Here is a 15,709-nt window from a genome sequence, read left to right as displayed (position 1 = left end):
GAGTATCCATCTTTTCGAACGCGAGGTTCAGAGGCATTGAGTCAGGCTACGGTGGATCCGCCAACGTTGGTGAGAACAGACGGAGTTGGCCCGGCAGCCAGCCGGGCCAACTCCGCGGAACCCCCGCCTGCGCGGGGAACGAGTCTGCTGTTCCCGCCTGCCACGAGTGTCCATCGGTTCACCTCCGCCCTCGCGGAGAAACGCACCCTCGCGGCCCCTCCAGTGCAGGGCCTGCCTGCCACGTCGCCTCACTCCTGGCGCCTCCACTCTGTCTCCCCCTCGAGGTCCGAACTTATGCATGAACCCGCCTCCCACGACGCTCGCTACCCGCTCGACGCGATGCCCTGGGTTCCCGTCGCCACGCAGAGCGGTGCCACGGTGCGAGTAGGGCTGCGTGAACTGTTCCTCCGAGCACACGAGTTCACCGGACTCGCGGTCGCCTCACCGCCCGCTGCCGCCGGACTGATGCGGGTGCTGTGCGCGATCACGGCCAGGGTGACCGGGCTCGACACGATGACCGGCGACAGCGGCCCCGATCCGTGGCTGGACGCGCGGTTCGAGCTGCTGGAGGACGGAGGGGGCTTCGACCAGGAGCGGGTGCTCGACTATTTCGTCGATCATGCCGACGGGCTGAGGCTCTATGACGAAGAACGTCCGTTCCTCCAGGACGCCCGCCTCGCTCACGAGTGCGCCTCGACCTCCGGCATCAACAAACTGGTGCTGGGGCGCCCGGCGGGAAACAACCAGGTCTTCTTCGGACACTTCAGCGACGACGACCCCGTACCCCTGCCCTCCGAAGAGGCCGTGCTGCATCTCATCGCACAGCTCTACTACGGGCCCTCAGGGCAGTGCACACCGCGGACCGTCGACGGCCAGAAGTACGGGAACGTCAACGCCGGTCCGCTGCGGCGGGTGCTGTCCTGCCACCCCCTCGGCCGGAACCTCCGTGACACCCTGCTCCTGGGCCTTCCGCTCCCCGAGCGGCCGAGTGCGCAGCCCGGCCGGACGGATCGGTGCCCCTGGGAGGACCCGCGACCGATCGCGGCCCTCGAACCGGCCGCACCGTCGGCCGGGCCGAGGCAGCTGCTGACCGACCGGCATCAGCACGCCGTGCTCCTGCACCCCTCCGGAGACGGCGGGCATGCCATCGACGCCACCATCACCTGGGCCCTGCGCCACAACCGCCCTCCCGTCGACGACCCGTACCTCATCTGGGACGAGGCCAAGGACGGCACGCTCTATCCCCGCCGAGCCGACGCCGAGCGAGCCATGTGGCGGGATCTGGACGGTCTGGTTCTCCAGGACCGCGGGGGGAGGAGCCGACGGCCCGGCATCTTCGAGTCGCTCACCGGCACTCAGCTCCCCGAAGATACGTCCGCCCACCTGCGCGTGGTCGCCTACGGGTTCGACCAGGACGGGCAGACCCGAGACCGCAGTTACTTCACCGCCGTCACACCCCCGCTGTTCGCACTGCTCGCCGCTTCCCGCGACGCACCCGACCGGGCACTCGCTCTCGGGATCAAGGCCGGGCGGGAGGCCGCCGAGCACGCTGCTTGGAGGCTGGAGAAGGCCCTCCACGCCACCTGGCGCACGTATACCCTTCCCTTCGGGGACGATGCAGGGAGCGGCCGGAAGAAGAAGGAACGTGGCTCCGGTCCTTGGCCCGAGCAGGCGCTGGCCGCGTTCTGGCCGGCCGCCGAGGAGCAGTTCTGGCAATTGTTCGACAACGAGGATTTCTCGGCGGCCCTGGCCGCGTTCGGAGCGATCGCCCTGCGCGTCTTCGACGACCTGACGGCCCCGATCGCCGTCCAGCCGCGAGGCGCGAAGGCCAGGGAAGCGCACCGCGGCCTCGTTCGCAGCATGCTCGACCGGCAGCGCGCCTGACCTTCGCCGGACCGGTCGCCGCGAGGTCCGCACCTCCTGTGCTAGCGGGCGGCCGTTCCTCCTTGGGGCGTCCATCCCACGCCCCGGATCCCTCAGCCTCCTTGAACGCCCCTACGCCGAGAAGGATCGATGAGCTTGAACAGCAGTCCCCCAGATCTCACCCGCCCGGAAGGCGAGAGGCCACCACCGGTACGCCACGAGGCGCTGGCGCGCTACGACACCTTCGTCAGCGAGGTTCTCGAGCTGTGTCGGTGTCCTGGGACGCAGCAAGCACTGCGTGCGGGGCTCGGCCGCACCCTGGACGACATGCCTGGGCGGACCCATGCCGCCCTGCTGCGCCATGGGTTGATGCCAGGGCGGTTGAGCAACACGGACAAGCGGGCCTTCTACGCCGTGGCCGCGCTGGTGGCCGCCCGACCGCGGGCGGAGCGTCGAGCGGACGACGAGCCCGCGCGTACGGACGTACCCGTCTCGTCGGCGGGCGACGAACCCGCCCCGCCGGTAGGCGACGTACCCGCACAGCGAGCAGGCGACGTACCCGCACAGCGAGCAGGCCAGGAGGCCGGTGGCCGGACCCCTCGTGAATCCGGCGTCGAGCGCCCGGAGCCGAAAGCGTCCTGGGGGACGAGCCTGGGAGAGACCCTGGCCGGTCTCAACGCTCACCGAGACCGAGACCGCGCCGCCGCCCCGACCGGCGGTGCGTCACCCCCTCCCGATCGGGCGGAGAAGATCAGCGGGGTGGAACAAAGACTCCACCTTCTCGTCCGTCAGGACATCGACAACGTCCACCGCATGCTGCCGCCGCTCGTACGGCAGCTCGGATCCGCGGGCCTCGCGGTGGACTACGGGCGCCTCTTGTCGGACCTCGTGCAATGGCCGTACCGGCGCGGCGACGTCACCTTGCGGTGGCTGGAGGACTACTACCGCACGCTTCGCCGCGCGGACCCCAGCGCCTGACGCCCACTCCGCTCATATCGGCTTGCCATCGAGCCCAGCCTCACGCCTCCAGGACCACGACCAAGGAACAGGAACCACCACATGACCCCGTCGCCGGGCGCGCGCTACATCGACGTGCACATCCTGCAGACCCTGCCCTACAGCAACGTCAACCGGGACGACCTCGGCTCGCCCAAGACCGTGATCTACGGCGGTACCACCCGTACGAGGGTCTCCAGCCAGTCGTGGAAGCGGCCCACCCGCCACGCCGTTGAAGCCGCGATCGGACAGAAGGCCCGTCGCACCCGCCGGATTCCGCTCCGGGTGGCCAAGATCCTGACCGAGGAGCGCGGTTGGCCGGAGGATCTGGCGGAGCTGGCGGGTGTCCAGATCATCAGGTCGGCCGAGTCCAAGCTCGACCTGGACGACAACGCCACCACCGCGTCACTGCTGTTCCTGCCCGACGAGGCGGCCGGACTGCTGGCCGACATCGCCGACAAGCACCGCGACGTCCTGGAGAAGGCGCTCGGCACCAAGGCCGCGTCGAAGCCTCAGCTCCCCAAGGACGCGATCCACGAGATCCTCCGATCCCGCAACGGGTCCATCGCCCTCTTCGGGCGAATGCTCGCCGAGATCCCCGGCGCGGGTGTGGACGGCGCGGTCCAGGTGGCCCACGCCTTCACCACCCATGCCACTTCCGTACAGGCGGATTTCTTCACCGCAGTCGACGACATCGACGAGTGGGCCTCCGACGCGGGCAGCGCGCACATGAACACCGCCGAGTACAGCTCGGGCGTCTTCTACCGCTATGCCACTCTCGACCTCGCCGATCTGACCCGCAACACCGGAGACCCGGTCACGGCGCGCGAACTCGCCGAAGCGTTCCTCACTGAGTTCATCCGGAGCATGCCCCCGGCGAAGAAGAACTCCACCGCCCCGCACACCTTCCCCGACCTCGTCCACCTCGCGGTCCGCTCCGACCGACCCGTCTCCTTCGCCGCCGCCTTCGAACAGCCCGTCCAGGCCACCCGAAACGGTTGGTCGGAACCCTCGCGTAAGGCGCTGAACACGTACGCCTCCAAGGCTGCCCTGCTCCTCGGTGACGGCGGCCGGGTGTATGGCGGCTACGCCGGAATCGACGACTCCCCGAGCGATGCCCTCGGCTCCCGCACCGCGTCCTTCCCCGCCCTCGTCGCCGCCGCGCTCTCAGCCGCCGTCTCCGATGGCCTCTCCGGCGTTCTCCCCGGCGGCGTCGCCGATAGCGGGAGCGAAGAGGCGTGACCGGATTCCTGCTGCAGGTTGGCGGGCCGCTGCAGTCCTGGGGCGAGCACAGCGCCTTCAACGACCGCGACACCGTGGCCCACCCAACCCGTTCCGGTCTGATCGGCATGGTCGCCGCCGCGCTTGGGATTCCCCGGCACGAGGCCGCCCCCGCCCCCGCCGCCGACGGCACCCCGACCTCCTTCGAGCGCCTGGGCCACCTGCGCTTCACCATCCGGCACGACCGCCCCGGTACCCGGCTCAGGGACTTCCAGACGGTCGGCGGCGGCCTGCCCGCCCACCGCACCGTGCCCACCGCCAAGGGCGGCCGCCGTGGCGCGGGCCAGACCACAATCGTCTCCCACCGGCACTATCTGGCCGACGCCGTCTTCACCATCGCCGTCACCGCGCCCCACGCACCCGACCCCGCGCGCCTCCTCCAGGAGTGTGCGGACGCCCTCGCCGCGCCCCACTGGCCTCCGTACCTGGGCCGCCGCTCCTGCCCGCCCAACGCCCCCTTCCTCTTGGCCGCCCGACGCGACGACCCCTTGGCCGACCTGCGGACCAGCCTTCCGCTCGCCCGGCCCCGTACCTCCGGCAGCACGGTCCAGGTGCGGTTCACGGCGGATGCGCCCTTCAGCCCCACGGATGCCGGTCCTGGCGCCACAGCAGACCCCCTGTCCGCCCGGGGCGTGATCACCTCGCTGAACGACGACCCCGTCCGTCTCACCCCCCACGACCGCGTCTACCGCACCCGTAGCTCCTACAGCACCACCCGCACCTTTCCCGTCGACCTGTGCGCGGGCTACGGAAGCGACTACCTCGACGCCCTGCTCGCCTACCTCGGAACAACCACGACGCCCCAGGACGTATCCGCATGACCCACACCACCACAGGCGCCGAGGCCAAGACCGGCACCAGGACCGGGACGGACACTGCTCCCCCGTCCGAGCAAGGGGCCGACGACGCCCGGCTCACCGGCACCTGGCTGACCCTCCTGCGCCTCAACCTCGCCAGCAAGGCAGTCCAGTACGACCTCCGGGACGCCGCCGCGCTGCATCGCAGGGTCATGAGCCTCGTCCCTGACGGACTCGGCGACAGTCCTCGCGCCCGAAGCGGTCTCCTCTTCCGGCTCGACCAGGGAGCACCCGGCGCGCCCGCCCTGCTCGTCCAGACCCGGACCACCCCTGACCTCGAGCGCCTCCCGGCGGACTACGCCCACGCCCGGACCAAGAGCATCACGCCGCTCCTCGACGCCCTTCGCCCCGGCCTGGGCGTCCACTACCGGCTCCTCGGGAACGCGGTGAAGCGCTGCGGCCGAAACAGCACCGAAGGCCGTTGGAAGCAGGCCCTCACGCTGTACGGTCCCGATGCCGAAGCATGGTGGACCGAACGCGCGGACAAGGCCGGGCTCACCCTCCACACCCTCCAGTCCGACGCCTGCGACACGCTCACCGCCTGGCACGGCGGAGCGGGGGCCGGCCGAGCCGACAGAACCGCCGTCCACCACAAGGGCACCCGTTTCGAGGGCACCGCCACCATTCGCGACGCCGACGCCCTGCGGCAGGCGCTCCTGCACGGCATCGGCCGAGCCAAGTCCTACGGGTGCGGACTGCTCAGCCTCGCCCCCGCCCACCCCGCGACCTGACCAGCCACGAGGCCATGACCAGTTCCACGCCCCGCCGCGACAGCGCCGCACGCCGTCGCATCGCCGCGCCGACACTCGCGATGCTGCCCCGCATCGCCGATTCACTGTCCTTCCTGTACGCCGACATCGTCCGCATCGTCCAGGACGACACGGGCGTCAGCGCCGAGACCACGACCGAGGACGGCGAGACCACCCGCGTCCACATCCCCACGGCCGCCCTCAGCTGCGTGCTGCTCGGCCCCGGGACGTCCATCACCCAACCCGCCCTCGCTACGTTCGCCCGCCACGGAACCACCGTCGTCTGCACCGGATCGGGCGGCGTCCGCTGCTACTCCACCACCACCTCCGACGCGCTGACCACCCGATGGCTCGAAGCGCAGGTGCACCAATGGAGCGATCCGGAGCGCCGCCTCGCCGTCGCCCAACGCATGTACCACCGGCGCTTCAACATCGCGGTCCCTCCGGACACCCCCCTCAACAGCCTGCGCGGTCTCGAGGGCCAACGAGTCAAGGCCCTCTACAAACTGCTCGCGCAACAACATCGCATCGGACGCTTCCGCCGCTCCTACGACCCCGCTGCCTGGGACCAACAGGACCCCGTCAACCTCGCCCTCTCGTCCGCCAACACCTGCCTCTACGGAATCACCCACGCCGCCATCGTCGCCCTCGGCTGCTCACCCGCCCTCGGCTTCGTCCACCAGGGCAAGCAGCATGCACTCGTCTACGACATCGCCGACCTGTACAAGGCAGAACTCACCATTCCTCTTGCCTTCTCGCTGCACGACTCGCCCCAACCCGAAGCCATGGCGCGCCGCAGCTTCCGCGAGGGACTCCGCCTCTACAAGCTCCTGCCGCGCATCGTCAACGACATCCAGACACTCCTCTCCCCGGACGACACGGCCCCGCTCCCCGATGGGCACGCGGTCGAACTGGTCAACCTCTGGGACCCCGAAACGGGCTCCGTGCCCGCAGGCGTCAACTACGCCGGTACGGTCGTGACCGAGGCGGAGCCGTCCGATACATCCGATAGTTCCGGTGCGCCGGAGGGCGGAGCCGAACCATGCCTTCCATGACCGTCCTCGCCACCACCGCTGTCCCTGACCACGTGCGGGGCGCCCTCACCCGCTGGATGACCGAACCGGCCCCGGGCATCTACATCGGTTCGCTCTCGGCACGTGTCCGCGACGAACTGTGGGCCACGGTCAGCGCGTCCATCGGTACGGGCGCCGCGCTCCTCGCCCACCCGGACGCCAACGAACAGGGCTACACCCTGCTCACCGCCGGTGAACGACGCCGAGTCCCGGTGGATTTCGACGGGCTCACGCTGATTGCGATGCGGCCGGAGGAGGCGGGGGTGGGTGGGGTGGGTGCTCAGTCGCGGGCTGCGGGGCCGCTGGACTGATGCTCGCTGCGGAGCCGGGGCGCTTCTTGAACGTGTGCCACGGTAGGTGGTCTTCACGTGGGCCTTTGGTGGCGCTGGGTCCGGGCTGTGAACTGGTGTGTGTGGTGGGAAGCGGCTGGGTGCGCCGCGGCGGCAGGTATCGGGCCCGAGCGGCTGCGTCGGATTAGCCCCGCTCGCGCGGGGACCACTCCGCCTCGCGCGGCCCTTCGCACCGACCGGGCGGAACACCCCCGCTCGCGCGGGGACCACCCACTACCGGCTCCGTGCTGATGTCCGTCATCCGGAACACCCCCGCTCGCGCGGGGACCACATGCGGACCCGTCTGCACAACGTCAACATCGCCGGAACACCCCCGCTCGCGCGGGGACCACCGGTGACGTACTCCGCGATCGCCTGGACCATGCGGAACACCCCCGCTCGCGCGGGGACCACGATGACGCGCAGAGGCCGGCGCTACCGGGTGCCGGAACACCCCCGCTCGCGCGGTGACCACCTGCCGGAGACAGCCGTCGAGGTGCGCGACAACGGAACACCCCCGCTCGCGCGGGGACCACCGCAGCCGGTCCGGCCGCCACCCCGCCCGGTGCGGAACACCCCCGCTCGCGCGGGGACCACGGTCTGGAGCACGAGATAGACGCGGGCATGGGCGGAACACCCCCGCTCGCGCGGGGACCACACGTAGGTGCTCGGACCGAAGTCCGCTCCCTGCGGAACACCCCCGCTCGCGCGGGGACCACGTGCAGCAGAGCATCATCGGCAAGCCCAAGGACGGAACACCCCCGCTCGCGCGGGGACCACGGCGGCCTGGGCGACGAGGCGGGCCCCGCCTACGGAACACCCCCGCTCGCGCGGGGACCACCCGATGAGCTGGCACCTCGGCCGCATGTGCGGCGGAACACCCCCGCTCGCGCGGGGACCACGACGAGAAGCCCCACGAGCACGAGGGCGGCAGCGGAACACCCCCGCTCGCGCGGGGACCACCCGCTCTCGACGGCCCACAGCGCGCAGATCAGCGGAACACCCCCGCTCGCGCGGGGACCACTCTTCCTGACCTGCGGCTTCAGGCGGGCTTTGCCTGGGCTTTACCCCTGCTGTGGTGGTGGCGCATGAGGGTCATTTTGGCAGAGGTGGGTGTCCGGCGTTGGTGGCTTGGGAGCGTGGGGCGCCGCAAGGAAGGGAGGGGCATCGTGCGGGGCCGGGTGGTTTGTGGAGAGGCGTGGTGTTCGACACAGGGGGTGGGGGTGCCGTCTCGCTCCGGGGCGGTCGACTGGCGTGCGGTGCACGGCGGTTGGGGGCCGGCTCGGCGGGCCGTGGACCAGCGGTGCTGCGGCAGGGTGATCTGGGTCGCTGACGGTCGGCTCGGGCGGTGGGAACGTGGGGCGTATGACTGCCAATTCCCATGTCGCCGCCCGTCTGCGTGCGCGGACCGGTGGGCCCAAGGATCAGGGGCCGAAGGTCCTGGAGCATCTCGCCGGGTGGACCCTCGTGGTCGTGCTCGCCATGTTCGTCACGCAGCTCGGTCTGATGTGACGCGGCCCCGCGCCGTCAGGATCGCCACGATGCCCAGGACCAGGCCCACCGGATAGCCGCCGAGCGCCGTCGCCGTGCAGGAGCAGACGGCGAGGGCGACGGCCGTGCGGGTCGGGCGGGTGTGGGGGCGGGGCCGGGTCAGGGCTGAGGCCGCCAGGAGGGTCAGGGATCCGGCGAGGCCCGTGAGGCCCGACAGGGCGAGCGGGGCCAGGGTGGTCGGGGCGGCGAGGGTCAGGAGCAGCAGGGTCAGGCCCGCCGCGCCGAGCGCCAGGGACGTCCTCATCCGTACCTCCTCCTGACCGGCCGGGCGGGGCGGAGCGTAGGCCCGTGGCCGGCAGGAGTCAACGCATCGCGTCAGCGGGGCGTGAGGAGGCAGAACTCGCTGCCCTCCGGGTCGGCCAGCACCGTCCAGGAGATCTCGGACTGGTCGAAATCGGGGTCCGTGGCACCCAGGCCGCGCAGCCGGTCCGCCTCCGCCGCCAGGTCGTCGCCGCGGTACGGGGCGATGTCGAGGTGGACGCGGTTCCAGCCGCTCTTGGCGTCGGGGGTGCGGACGAACTCCAGGTACGGGCCCACCTCCGCGGCGGAGCGCAGCCGCGCGTGGTCGTCGGCCACCTCGTGCACCGTCCAGTCCATCGCCTCGCCCCAGAAGGCGGCCATCGCGCGCGGGTCCGCGCAGTCCACCACGACCGCGGCGATCGGCCCGGTGCCCTCATAGAGGGGCCGGGGCTCCAGGACGCAGAACTCGTTGCCCTCCGGGTCGGCAAGCACCGTCCAGGGGACGTCGCCCTGGCCCACGTCGGCCGGGGTCGCGCCGAGCGCCGTCAGGCGCGCGACCAGCTCCGCCTGGTGCGCGAGCGAGGTGCTGGCGAGATCCAGGTGCACCCGGTTCTTGGCCGTCTTGGGCTCGTGGCGGGCGATGATGTCGACACAGACGGCCGTGGGATCGGGGTACGTGAAGCCGACCGGTTCGAGGTTGGTCACACCCGGCCCCTCGCTGTCGATGCCCCAGCCGAGCGCCTCCGCCCAGAACCGGCCGAGCGCCGCGTCGTCCTGAGCCTTCATGTTGATCTGCACAAGTCGTGTGGCCATGCCGGAGATCTTAGGATTCGACGGTCTCAGAGGCCGCCGTGACCCCCTGGCCGGAGCAGCGTCCCGCTGACCCGGACCGTACGGCCCGCCCACACCGGTCCCGCGGCCAGCGTGCGCCACTCCTGGTCGAGGTGGCCCGGCAGGGTGCGGCCGTGGCTCGCCCAGAGGTCGAGGACCGCCCGGTAGATCGGCGGATCGGCGAGTACCGCCATCGGGACGGGAGCCGCAACATGCGCCGGAACGGGCGCCGCGACGGGGGGAGCGGGTGCGGGGACCGGCAGGGGCGCCGGCAACTGCTGAACCGATTCTTCAAGGTGCGGGACGGCTGCGGGGAGCGGGAGCGGTGCGGACTGCCGGTGTCGGCCGTATCCGCTGGGTGTCGTATACAGCGTGGTCATGACCGGACCAACGGTCGGTGCTGGTCGACGGTCACCGCCGGAGCGGTTCGAGCGGCAGTTCGACGCGTCCCCGGGGTGGGTCGGCCGCGACGGGCCACGCGTACGGCCTCGGCGGCCCCACCCCGGCCCGCAACCAGGCCCCACCCCCGCCCCCGACCGCGAGCCTCGTCACGCCGCACGGCTCTGGTCTCCCGCACCGTTTCTGACGTACCGTCAACTCCCGCTCGCCGACCAGGAGGTCACACGTGTCAGACGACCGGCCCGTACCGCTCGACGAATACCCCGTGCACCAGGCCCCGCTCTCCATGAAGCACCACGTCAGCGGCGACCGGAACGCCTACGACCGGTGCATCTTCCACGTCCTCGACCACCAGGGCAGGGCCCTGCTCATCGCCGGGCTCGGCGTCTACCCCAACGCCGGGGTCGTCGACGCCTACGCCACCCTGCGGGTCGGCGACCGGCTGCACGCCGTCCGCGCCTCCGACGCGCTCGGCGACGACCGGATGAACCTCGCCGTCGGCCCGCTCCGGATCACCGTCGACGAACCCCTCCGCCGCCTCACCCTCACCTGCGACCCCGACCCCGCCGACCCCGACGGGCTCTCCTTCGAGCTCACCTGGACCGGCGACTTCCCGGCCGTCTGGGAGCCGCACCACACCCAGCGGCGCGGCGGGCGGCTGATCCTGGAAGGGCGCCGCTTCGTGCAGGCAGGGCATGTCACCGGCGCCATCCGGGCGGGCGGCGAGGAGTTCGCCGTCACGGCGGGGGAGTGGACCGGCACCCGCGACCGCAGCTGGGGCGTGCGGCCGATCCCCGGCGAAGAGCCGGGCCGCGCCGAGGAGTTCAGGCCCGAGGGCTTCCACTGGCTCTGGATACCCATGCGGTTCGACGACCGCTTCGTGATGGTCATCGCCCAGGAGGACGCGGACGGCTACCGCACCCTCAACGAGGCGGTGCTGGTCCGCGACGGCGACCGAGACACCCAACTCGGCTGGCCCCGCACCGAGATCAGCTACCGCCCCGGCACCCGCGACCCGGAACGGGCCGTCGTCCACCTCACCGACCCGGCGGGCAAGCCGCTGGAGATCGGCGTCGAGATCCTCGCCTCCTCGCCGCTCGCCGTCGGCGCCGGATACCCGCCCGCCACCGACTGGCAGCACGGCAGCTGGCAGGGCCGCGACTGGACCGACCGTCGGGTGTACGACCTCTCCGACCCGGCCGCCCACCCGATGGCCGCGTACGGCGTCACCGACCACGCGGCCCGCTTCACCCTGGACGGCCGGATCGGCTACGGCATCTTCGAGCACGGCTCCTTCGGCCGCCACGACCCCAGCGGCTTCGCCGACTACACCTCCACCGCCCCGTAGCCGCCGACCCACAGCCGTCGCCCCTCGTCCGCCCGCCGCTCACCCGCGCCCCCGTGCCGCCCGCCCCGTGAAGGAGCCCGCCCATGGCCACCGCGCCCCGACCCCGCACCACCACCCGTGACCCGGAGGAACTGGGCCGCCGGCTCGGGGCCTGGCTGGCGACCCGGCTGCCCGGCGCCCGGGTCTCCGGGCTCGCCGTACCCGGGTCCAACGGGATGTCCAGCGAGACCCTGCTGTTCGACCTGGAGCACCCGGACGCCCCGGTGCGCGGCTGCGCGCTCCGGCTCGCGGCCGACCCCGCTGCGTACACCGTCTTCCCCGTGTACGACATGGCCCGCCAGCACACGGTGATGCGGCTGGTCGGCGAGCACACCGACCTGCCGGTGCCCCGGGCGCTGTGGCTGGAGGAGGACCCCGAGCCGCTCGGGGCGCCGTTCTTCGTGATGGCGCGGGCCGAGGGACGGGTGCCGCCCGACGTCATGCCGTACACCTACGAGGGGAACTGGCTGCACGCCGCCGACGACGCCCAACGCGCCGCTCTGGAGGCCGAGTCGGTCGGCATCGTCGCCCGGCTGCATCAGCAATTCCCGCCGGAGCGGGCGGAGTTCCTGCTGTCGCAGGGTGAGGGGAGTCCGCTGCGCCGCCATGTGGACGCCCAACGCGCCTACTACGCCTGGGTGGTGGCCGGGCTCGCGCCGTCCCCGCTGATCGAGTCGGCCTTCGACTGGCTGGAGGCGCACTGGCCCGCGGACGAGGGCCCGGCGGTGCTGAACTGGGGCGACGCCCGGATCGGGAACATCGTGTACGACGGGTTCACGCCCGCCGCCGTGCTCGACTGGGAGATGGCGGCGTACGCCCCGCGCGAGGTCGACCTCGGCTGGACGGTCTATCTGCACCGCTTCTTCCAGGACCTCACGGTGAGCTTCGGCCAGCCGGGCCTGCCGGACTTCCTGCGCCGGGAAGCCGTCGAGCGGCGGTACGCCGAACTCACCGGCCACACGCCCCGGGACATGGAGTTCCACACCCTGTACGCGGCGCTGCGGCACGCGATCGTGATGCTCAGGATCGCTTACCGGCAGGCGTACTTCGGCGAGGTCGAGGTGCCCGCGAAGGGTGAGAACGTCGACGGTCTGATCCTGCACCACGCCACCCTCGCGGCGATGGTGCGGGGCGACTACTGGTGAGACCGGCGGGTCGGCGCGGGCGGCCACGGCCGCCCGACCGGCCCGCCACCCCGCGGGGCGCGGGGCACGTGCCTCAGGCCGCGCGGCGCAGCTGGGCCGGCTTGATCGGGCGCGAGCCCGGACCGCCCACGTGCGAGAACGGCTGCATCCGCCAGTCCAGGCCCTGAGGCAGCGTCAGGAGCAGCGCGGTGTCCTGCTCCTGGACCTCCAGGGTCTCGTCCGCCGGGTCGGTGTCGACCGCCGTGCGGCCGGTGCCCGAGCACACGGTGAGGACGAAGGGGTTCCACGGCGTCGGGCACAGCGCGTGCTCCGGCAGGACGTCCTCGTCCGCGAGCAGCGCGATCGGCTGCTCACAGTCCGGGCAGATCACCCGGAACATCTCAAAGGTGTCGTACGCGTCGAGCTCGTCGGCGATGTCGACGGAATCAACAGGCTCCTGCATGGAGAATCTCCCCCTCGAACGGGTCGGTCGGCTCTGAACGGCCTCGACCACAGCAACCAATTCCCATACGGCCCGCCGCATAACCGTGAGGTCACGACCGAGACTCCGGTACGCCTGTGGCGTTCGTCACATGCCGCTCGCAGGTGCCGCCCGCGTGCCCCACGTATGCCCGGCGTACGCGCGGTGTACGTCCCCGGGCGCGCCCGCCCGCCCGTTCTCGCGCGGCCCCCGGCTGTGCCCCGGCGCCGCCGGGGCACTAGGGTCACCGCATGGAGGAGCTGGATCGTCAGATCGTCGAGTTGCTCGTCAAGGACGGGCGCATGAGCTACACCGACCTGGGCAAGGCCACCGGCCTGTCCACCTCGGCCGTGCATCAGCGCGTGCGTCGTCTGGAGCAGCGCGGAGTCATCCGCGGCTATGCCGCGGTCGTCGACCCGGAGGCCGTCGGCCTGCCGCTCACCGCCTTCATCTCGGTGAAACCCTTCGACCCCAGCGCCCCCGACGACACCCCCGACCGGCTCGCCGACATCCCGGAGATCGAGGCGTGCCACAGCGTCGCGGGCGATGAGAACTACATCCTCAAGGTGCGCGTGGCCACCCCGCTGGAGCTGGAGCACCTGCTGAGCCGGATCCGCTCGCAGGCCCATGTCTCCAGCCGTACCACCGTCGTCCTGTCCACCCCGTACGAGGCCCGCCCGCCCCGGGTCTGACGCACCGCCCGCCCCGCGCCGACGCCCCCGCGGCCCCGGCGCGGAGCACTCCCCGGCACGCCCTAGCCTGGTGGGATGAGCGCGAACGAACACCGCACCGTGCTGCTGCGCGGTGGAGAAGTACACAGCCCGGCCGACCCCTTCGCCACCGCCATGGTGGTGGAGCGCGGACACGTCGCCTGGGTGGGTTCGGAGGGCGCGGCCGACGCCTTCGCCGCCGGGGTCGACGAGGTCGTCGACCTGGCGGGCGCGCTCGTCACCCCCGCGTTCGTCGACGCCCATGTGCACACCACCGCGACCGGTCTCGCGCTCACCGGCCTCGACCTGTCCGCCGCCGCCTCGCTCGCCGAGGCGGCCGACCGGATCCGCGCGTACGCCGCCGACCGCCCCGAGGACCGGATCCTCATCGGGCACGGCTGGGACGCCGCCCGCTGGCCCGAGCGCCGCCCGTTGACCCGCGCCGAACTGGACGGGCTCACCGGCGGCCGGCCGCTCTACCTCACCCGGATCGACGTGCACTCGGCCGTCGTCACCACCGCGCTGCTCGACCTGGTGCCCGGCGTCCGGGCCCTGGACGGCTTCCACGACGGGCAGCGGCCGCTCACCGGCGCCGCCCACCACGCGGTACGGGCCGCCGCCTACGCGGCGCTCTCGCCGCGCCAGCGCGCCGAGGCGCAGCGCACCGCCCGCGAGCACGCCGCCTCGCTCGGCATCGGCACCCTGCACGAGTGCGGCGGCCCGGAGATCTCCTCCGAGGAGGACTTCACCGGACTGCTCGACCTGGCCCGCACCGAGCCGGGGCCCCGGATCGTCGGCTACTGGGCCGACCTCGACATCGAGCGGGCACGCGCGCTCGGCGCGCTCGGCGCGGCGGGCGACCTGTTCGCCGACGGCTCGCTCGGCTCGCACACCGCCTGCCTGCACGACGACTACGCCGACCGGGCCGGGACCGGCGCCGCCCACCTGGACGCGGCGGCGATCGCCGCCCATGTGGTCGGCTGCACCGAGGCGGGCCTCCAGGCCGGTTTCCACGCCATCGGGGACGCCGCCGTGGACGCGGTCGTCGAGGGCGTCCGGACCGCCGCCGAGAAGCTGGGCCTGGCCCGGATCCGGTCCGCCCGGCACCGTGTCGAGCACGCCGAGATGGTCGGGCCCGACGCCATCGCGGCCTTCGCCGAGCTGGGCCTCACCGCCTCCGTGCAGCCCGCCTTCGACGCGTACTGGGGCGGCGAGGGCGGCATGTACGCCGACCGGCTCGGCGCCGACCGGGCCCGCACCCTCAACCCGTACGCGGCGCTGCTCCGCGCGGGCGTGCCGCTCGCCTTCGGTTCGGACAGCCCGGTGACCCCGCTCGACCCGTGGGGGACGGTACGGGCCGCCGCCTTCCACCGGACGCCCGAGCACCGGATCTCGGTGCGCGCCGCCTTCACCGCGCACACCCGGGGCGGCTGGCGCGCGGTCGGCCGGGACGACGCGGGCACCCTGGTGCCGGGTGCCCCCGCCGACTACGCGATCTGGCGCACCGGCGAGCTCGTCGTGCAGGCGCCGGACGACCGGGTGGCCCGCTGGTCGACCGACCCGCGCTCCGGCACGCCCGGTCTGCCCGATCTGTCCCCTGGTGGCCCGCTGCCCGTCTGCCTGGAGACGGTCGTCTCCGGACAAACCGTGTTCGTACGGCCGAACGAGTGACGTCGGGGCATTTCGATTCCTGACTCGAACTGTGTCGAGTTCGCCCGCGACCTGCGGATCTTCGTCCCTGTCCTGCAGAGACGGTTCATCACCGCAGGTCAAACGGGTGTTGACAGCGGACCGCCACCGGCCGGTAGGTTCGGCGAGTCCACCAAGGACGTCCGACC

General features: G+C 72.2%; 16 protein-coding genes and 1 CRISPR repeat array. Of the genes, 12 read left to right on the top strand and 4 right to left on the bottom strand.

All coding sequences use genetic code 11. The annotated features are described in order from the left end of the window. Positions 1-294: 294 nt before the first annotated feature. The 8 genes from casA to ACIPXM_RS12875 all read left to right on the top strand — a co-directional run bounded on the left by casA (position 295) and on the right by ACIPXM_RS12875 (position 8,660). Positions 295-1,884 (top strand): type I-E CRISPR-associated protein Cse1/CasA, encoded by a 1,590-nt coding sequence (gene casA / locus ACIPXM_RS12910; protein WP_401654885.1) that lies wholly within the window; start codon positions 295-297, stop codon positions 1,882-1,884. A 135-nt stretch (positions 1,885-2,019) separates the two neighbouring features. Next, on the top strand, positions 2,020-2,841 hold the full coding sequence (gene casB / locus ACIPXM_RS12905; RefSeq protein WP_401654884.1) for a type I-E CRISPR-associated protein Cse2/CasB: 822 nt from the start codon (positions 2,020-2,022) through the stop codon (positions 2,839-2,841). Positions 2,842-2,922: 81 nt separating this feature from the next. Next, positions 2,923-4,101, top strand: coding sequence for a type I-E CRISPR-associated protein Cas7/Cse4/CasC (gene cas7e / locus ACIPXM_RS12900; protein ID WP_401654883.1), 1,179 nt, complete (start codon positions 2,923-2,925; stop codon positions 4,099-4,101). Continuing rightward, positions 4,098-4,961 carry a type I-E CRISPR-associated protein Cas5/CasD gene (cas5e, locus tag ACIPXM_RS12895; RefSeq protein ID WP_401654882.1) on the top strand — a complete coding sequence of 288 codons (864 nt, stop codon included), beginning with the start codon at positions 4,098-4,100 and terminating at the stop codon, positions 4,959-4,961. The genes cas7e and cas5e overlap by 4 nt, the downstream gene beginning before the upstream one ends. Then, complete coding sequence (gene cas6e / locus ACIPXM_RS12890; protein ID WP_401654881.1) at positions 4,958-5,728, top strand: type I-E CRISPR-associated protein Cas6/Cse3/CasE; 771 nt, start codon at positions 4,958-4,960, stop codon at positions 5,726-5,728. The genes cas5e and cas6e overlap by 4 nt, the downstream gene beginning before the upstream one ends. 14 nt (positions 5,729-5,742) lie before the next feature. Then, positions 5,743-6,801, top strand: coding sequence for a type I-E CRISPR-associated endonuclease Cas1e (cas1e, locus tag ACIPXM_RS12885; RefSeq protein WP_401654880.1), 1,059 nt, complete (start codon positions 5,743-5,745; stop codon positions 6,799-6,801). After that, the gene (cas2e, locus tag ACIPXM_RS12880) at positions 6,789-7,130 is read left to right on the top strand and encodes a type I-E CRISPR-associated endoribonuclease Cas2e (RefSeq protein WP_401654879.1); all 342 of its coding nucleotides are present in this window, start codon (positions 6,789-6,791) and stop codon (positions 7,128-7,130) included. Before cas1e ends, cas2e begins: the two co-directional genes overlap by 13 nt. A 159-nt stretch (positions 7,131-7,289) precedes the next feature. Continuing rightward, a CRISPR array of direct repeats spans positions 7,290-8,172; the repeat unit is 29 nt; unit sequence CGGAACACCCCCGCTCGCGCGGGGACCAC. A gap of 341 nt (positions 8,173-8,513) precedes the next feature. Continuing rightward, positions 8,514-8,660, top strand: coding sequence for an SCO1431 family membrane protein (locus tag ACIPXM_RS12875; protein ID WP_401654878.1), 147 nt, complete (start codon positions 8,514-8,516; stop codon positions 8,658-8,660). Here ACIPXM_RS12875 and ACIPXM_RS12870 read toward each other — a convergent pair. From ACIPXM_RS12870 to ACIPXM_RS12860, 3 genes are all read right to left on the bottom strand, one after another. Then, the gene (locus ACIPXM_RS12870; RefSeq protein WP_401654877.1) at positions 8,638-8,943 is read right to left on the bottom strand and encodes a DUF6114 domain-containing protein; all 306 of its coding nucleotides are present in this window, start codon (positions 8,941-8,943) and stop codon (positions 8,638-8,640) included. The genes ACIPXM_RS12875 and ACIPXM_RS12870 overlap by 23 nt on opposite strands. Positions 8,944-9,014: 71 nt before the next feature. Then, complete coding sequence (locus ACIPXM_RS12865) at positions 9,015-9,752, bottom strand: VOC family protein (protein WP_401654876.1); 738 nt, start codon at positions 9,750-9,752, stop codon at positions 9,015-9,017. A 26-nt stretch (positions 9,753-9,778) separates the two neighbouring features. After that, positions 9,779-9,964 (bottom strand): hypothetical protein, encoded by a 186-nt coding sequence (locus ACIPXM_RS12860; RefSeq protein ID WP_401654875.1) that lies wholly within the window; start codon positions 9,962-9,964, stop codon positions 9,779-9,781. Between the two features lie 431 nt (positions 9,965-10,395). On the opposite strand from ACIPXM_RS12860, the gene ACIPXM_RS12855 reads away from it, so the two are divergent. Beyond that, the gene (locus ACIPXM_RS12855; protein ID WP_401654874.1) at positions 10,396-11,517 is read left to right on the top strand and encodes a hypothetical protein; all 1,122 of its coding nucleotides are present in this window, start codon (positions 10,396-10,398) and stop codon (positions 11,515-11,517) included. A gap of 83 nt (positions 11,518-11,600) precedes the next feature. Further along, positions 11,601-12,701 (top strand): phosphotransferase family protein, encoded by a 1,101-nt coding sequence (locus tag ACIPXM_RS12850; protein ID WP_401654873.1) that lies wholly within the window; start codon positions 11,601-11,603, stop codon positions 12,699-12,701. A gap of 73 nt (positions 12,702-12,774) precedes the next feature. Here ACIPXM_RS12850 and ACIPXM_RS12845 read toward each other — a convergent pair whose 3' ends face one another. Beyond that, positions 12,775-13,143 carry a hypothetical protein gene (locus ACIPXM_RS12845; RefSeq protein WP_401654872.1) on the bottom strand — a complete coding sequence of 123 codons (369 nt, stop codon included), beginning with the start codon at positions 13,141-13,143 and terminating at the stop codon, positions 12,775-12,777. A gap of 269 nt (positions 13,144-13,412) precedes the next feature. On the opposite strand from ACIPXM_RS12845, the gene ACIPXM_RS12840 reads away from it, so the two are divergent. Continuing rightward, the gene (locus ACIPXM_RS12840) at positions 13,413-13,853 is read left to right on the top strand and encodes an Lrp/AsnC family transcriptional regulator (protein WP_128976955.1); all 441 of its coding nucleotides are present in this window, start codon (positions 13,413-13,415) and stop codon (positions 13,851-13,853) included. 75 nt (positions 13,854-13,928) lie between these two features. Next, a complete protein-coding gene (locus ACIPXM_RS12835) occupies positions 13,929-15,542 on the top strand; it encodes an amidohydrolase (RefSeq protein WP_401654871.1) in 1,614 nt (537 codons plus the stop codon). Positions 15,543-15,709: the final 167 nt, after the last annotated feature.

It is taken from the genome of Streptomyces sp. NPDC090025, assembly GCF_044748125.1.
Lineage (GTDB): Bacteria > Actinomycetota > Actinomycetes > Streptomycetales > Streptomycetaceae > Streptomyces.
This window is presented reverse-complemented; position numbering and strand designations above follow the sequence as displayed.

Excerpts from the sequence above, each read along its gene's own strand:
- casA (WP_401654885.1), top strand. The coding sequence starts at position 295 with ATGCATGAACCCGCCTCCCACGACGCTCGCTACCCGCTCGACGCGATG.
- cas7e (WP_401654883.1), top strand. The coding sequence starts at position 2,923 with ATGACCCCGTCGCCGGGCGCGCGCTACATCGACGTGCACATCCTGCAG.
- cas6e (WP_401654881.1), top strand. The coding sequence starts at position 4,958 with ATGACCCACACCACCACAGGCGCCGAGGCCAAGACCGGCACCAGGACC.
- cas1e (WP_401654880.1), top strand. The coding sequence starts at position 5,743 with ATGACCAGTTCCACGCCCCGCCGCGACAGCGCCGCACGCCGTCGCATC.
- cas2e (WP_401654879.1), top strand. The coding sequence starts at position 6,789 with ATGCCTTCCATGACCGTCCTCGCCACCACCGCTGTCCCTGACCACGTG.
- ACIPXM_RS12875 (WP_401654878.1), top strand. The coding sequence starts at position 8,514 with ATGACTGCCAATTCCCATGTCGCCGCCCGTCTGCGTGCGCGGACCGGT.
- ACIPXM_RS12870 (WP_401654877.1), bottom strand. The coding sequence starts at position 8,943 with ATGAGGACGTCCCTGGCGCTCGGCGCGGCGGGCCTGACCCTGCTGCTC.
- ACIPXM_RS12865 (WP_401654876.1), bottom strand. The coding sequence starts at position 9,752 with ATGGCCACACGACTTGTGCAGATCAACATGAAGGCTCAGGACGACGCG.
- ACIPXM_RS12860 (WP_401654875.1), bottom strand. The coding sequence starts at position 9,964 with ATGGCGGTACTCGCCGATCCGCCGATCTACCGGGCGGTCCTCGACCTC.
- ACIPXM_RS12850 (WP_401654873.1), top strand. The coding sequence starts at position 11,601 with ATGGCCACCGCGCCCCGACCCCGCACCACCACCCGTGACCCGGAGGAA.
- ACIPXM_RS12845 (WP_401654872.1), bottom strand. The coding sequence starts at position 13,143 with ATGCAGGAGCCTGTTGATTCCGTCGACATCGCCGACGAGCTCGACGCG.
- ACIPXM_RS12840 (WP_128976955.1), top strand. The coding sequence starts at position 13,413 with ATGGAGGAGCTGGATCGTCAGATCGTCGAGTTGCTCGTCAAGGACGGG.
- ACIPXM_RS12835 (WP_401654871.1), top strand. The coding sequence starts at position 13,929 with ATGAGCGCGAACGAACACCGCACCGTGCTGCTGCGCGGTGGAGAAGTA.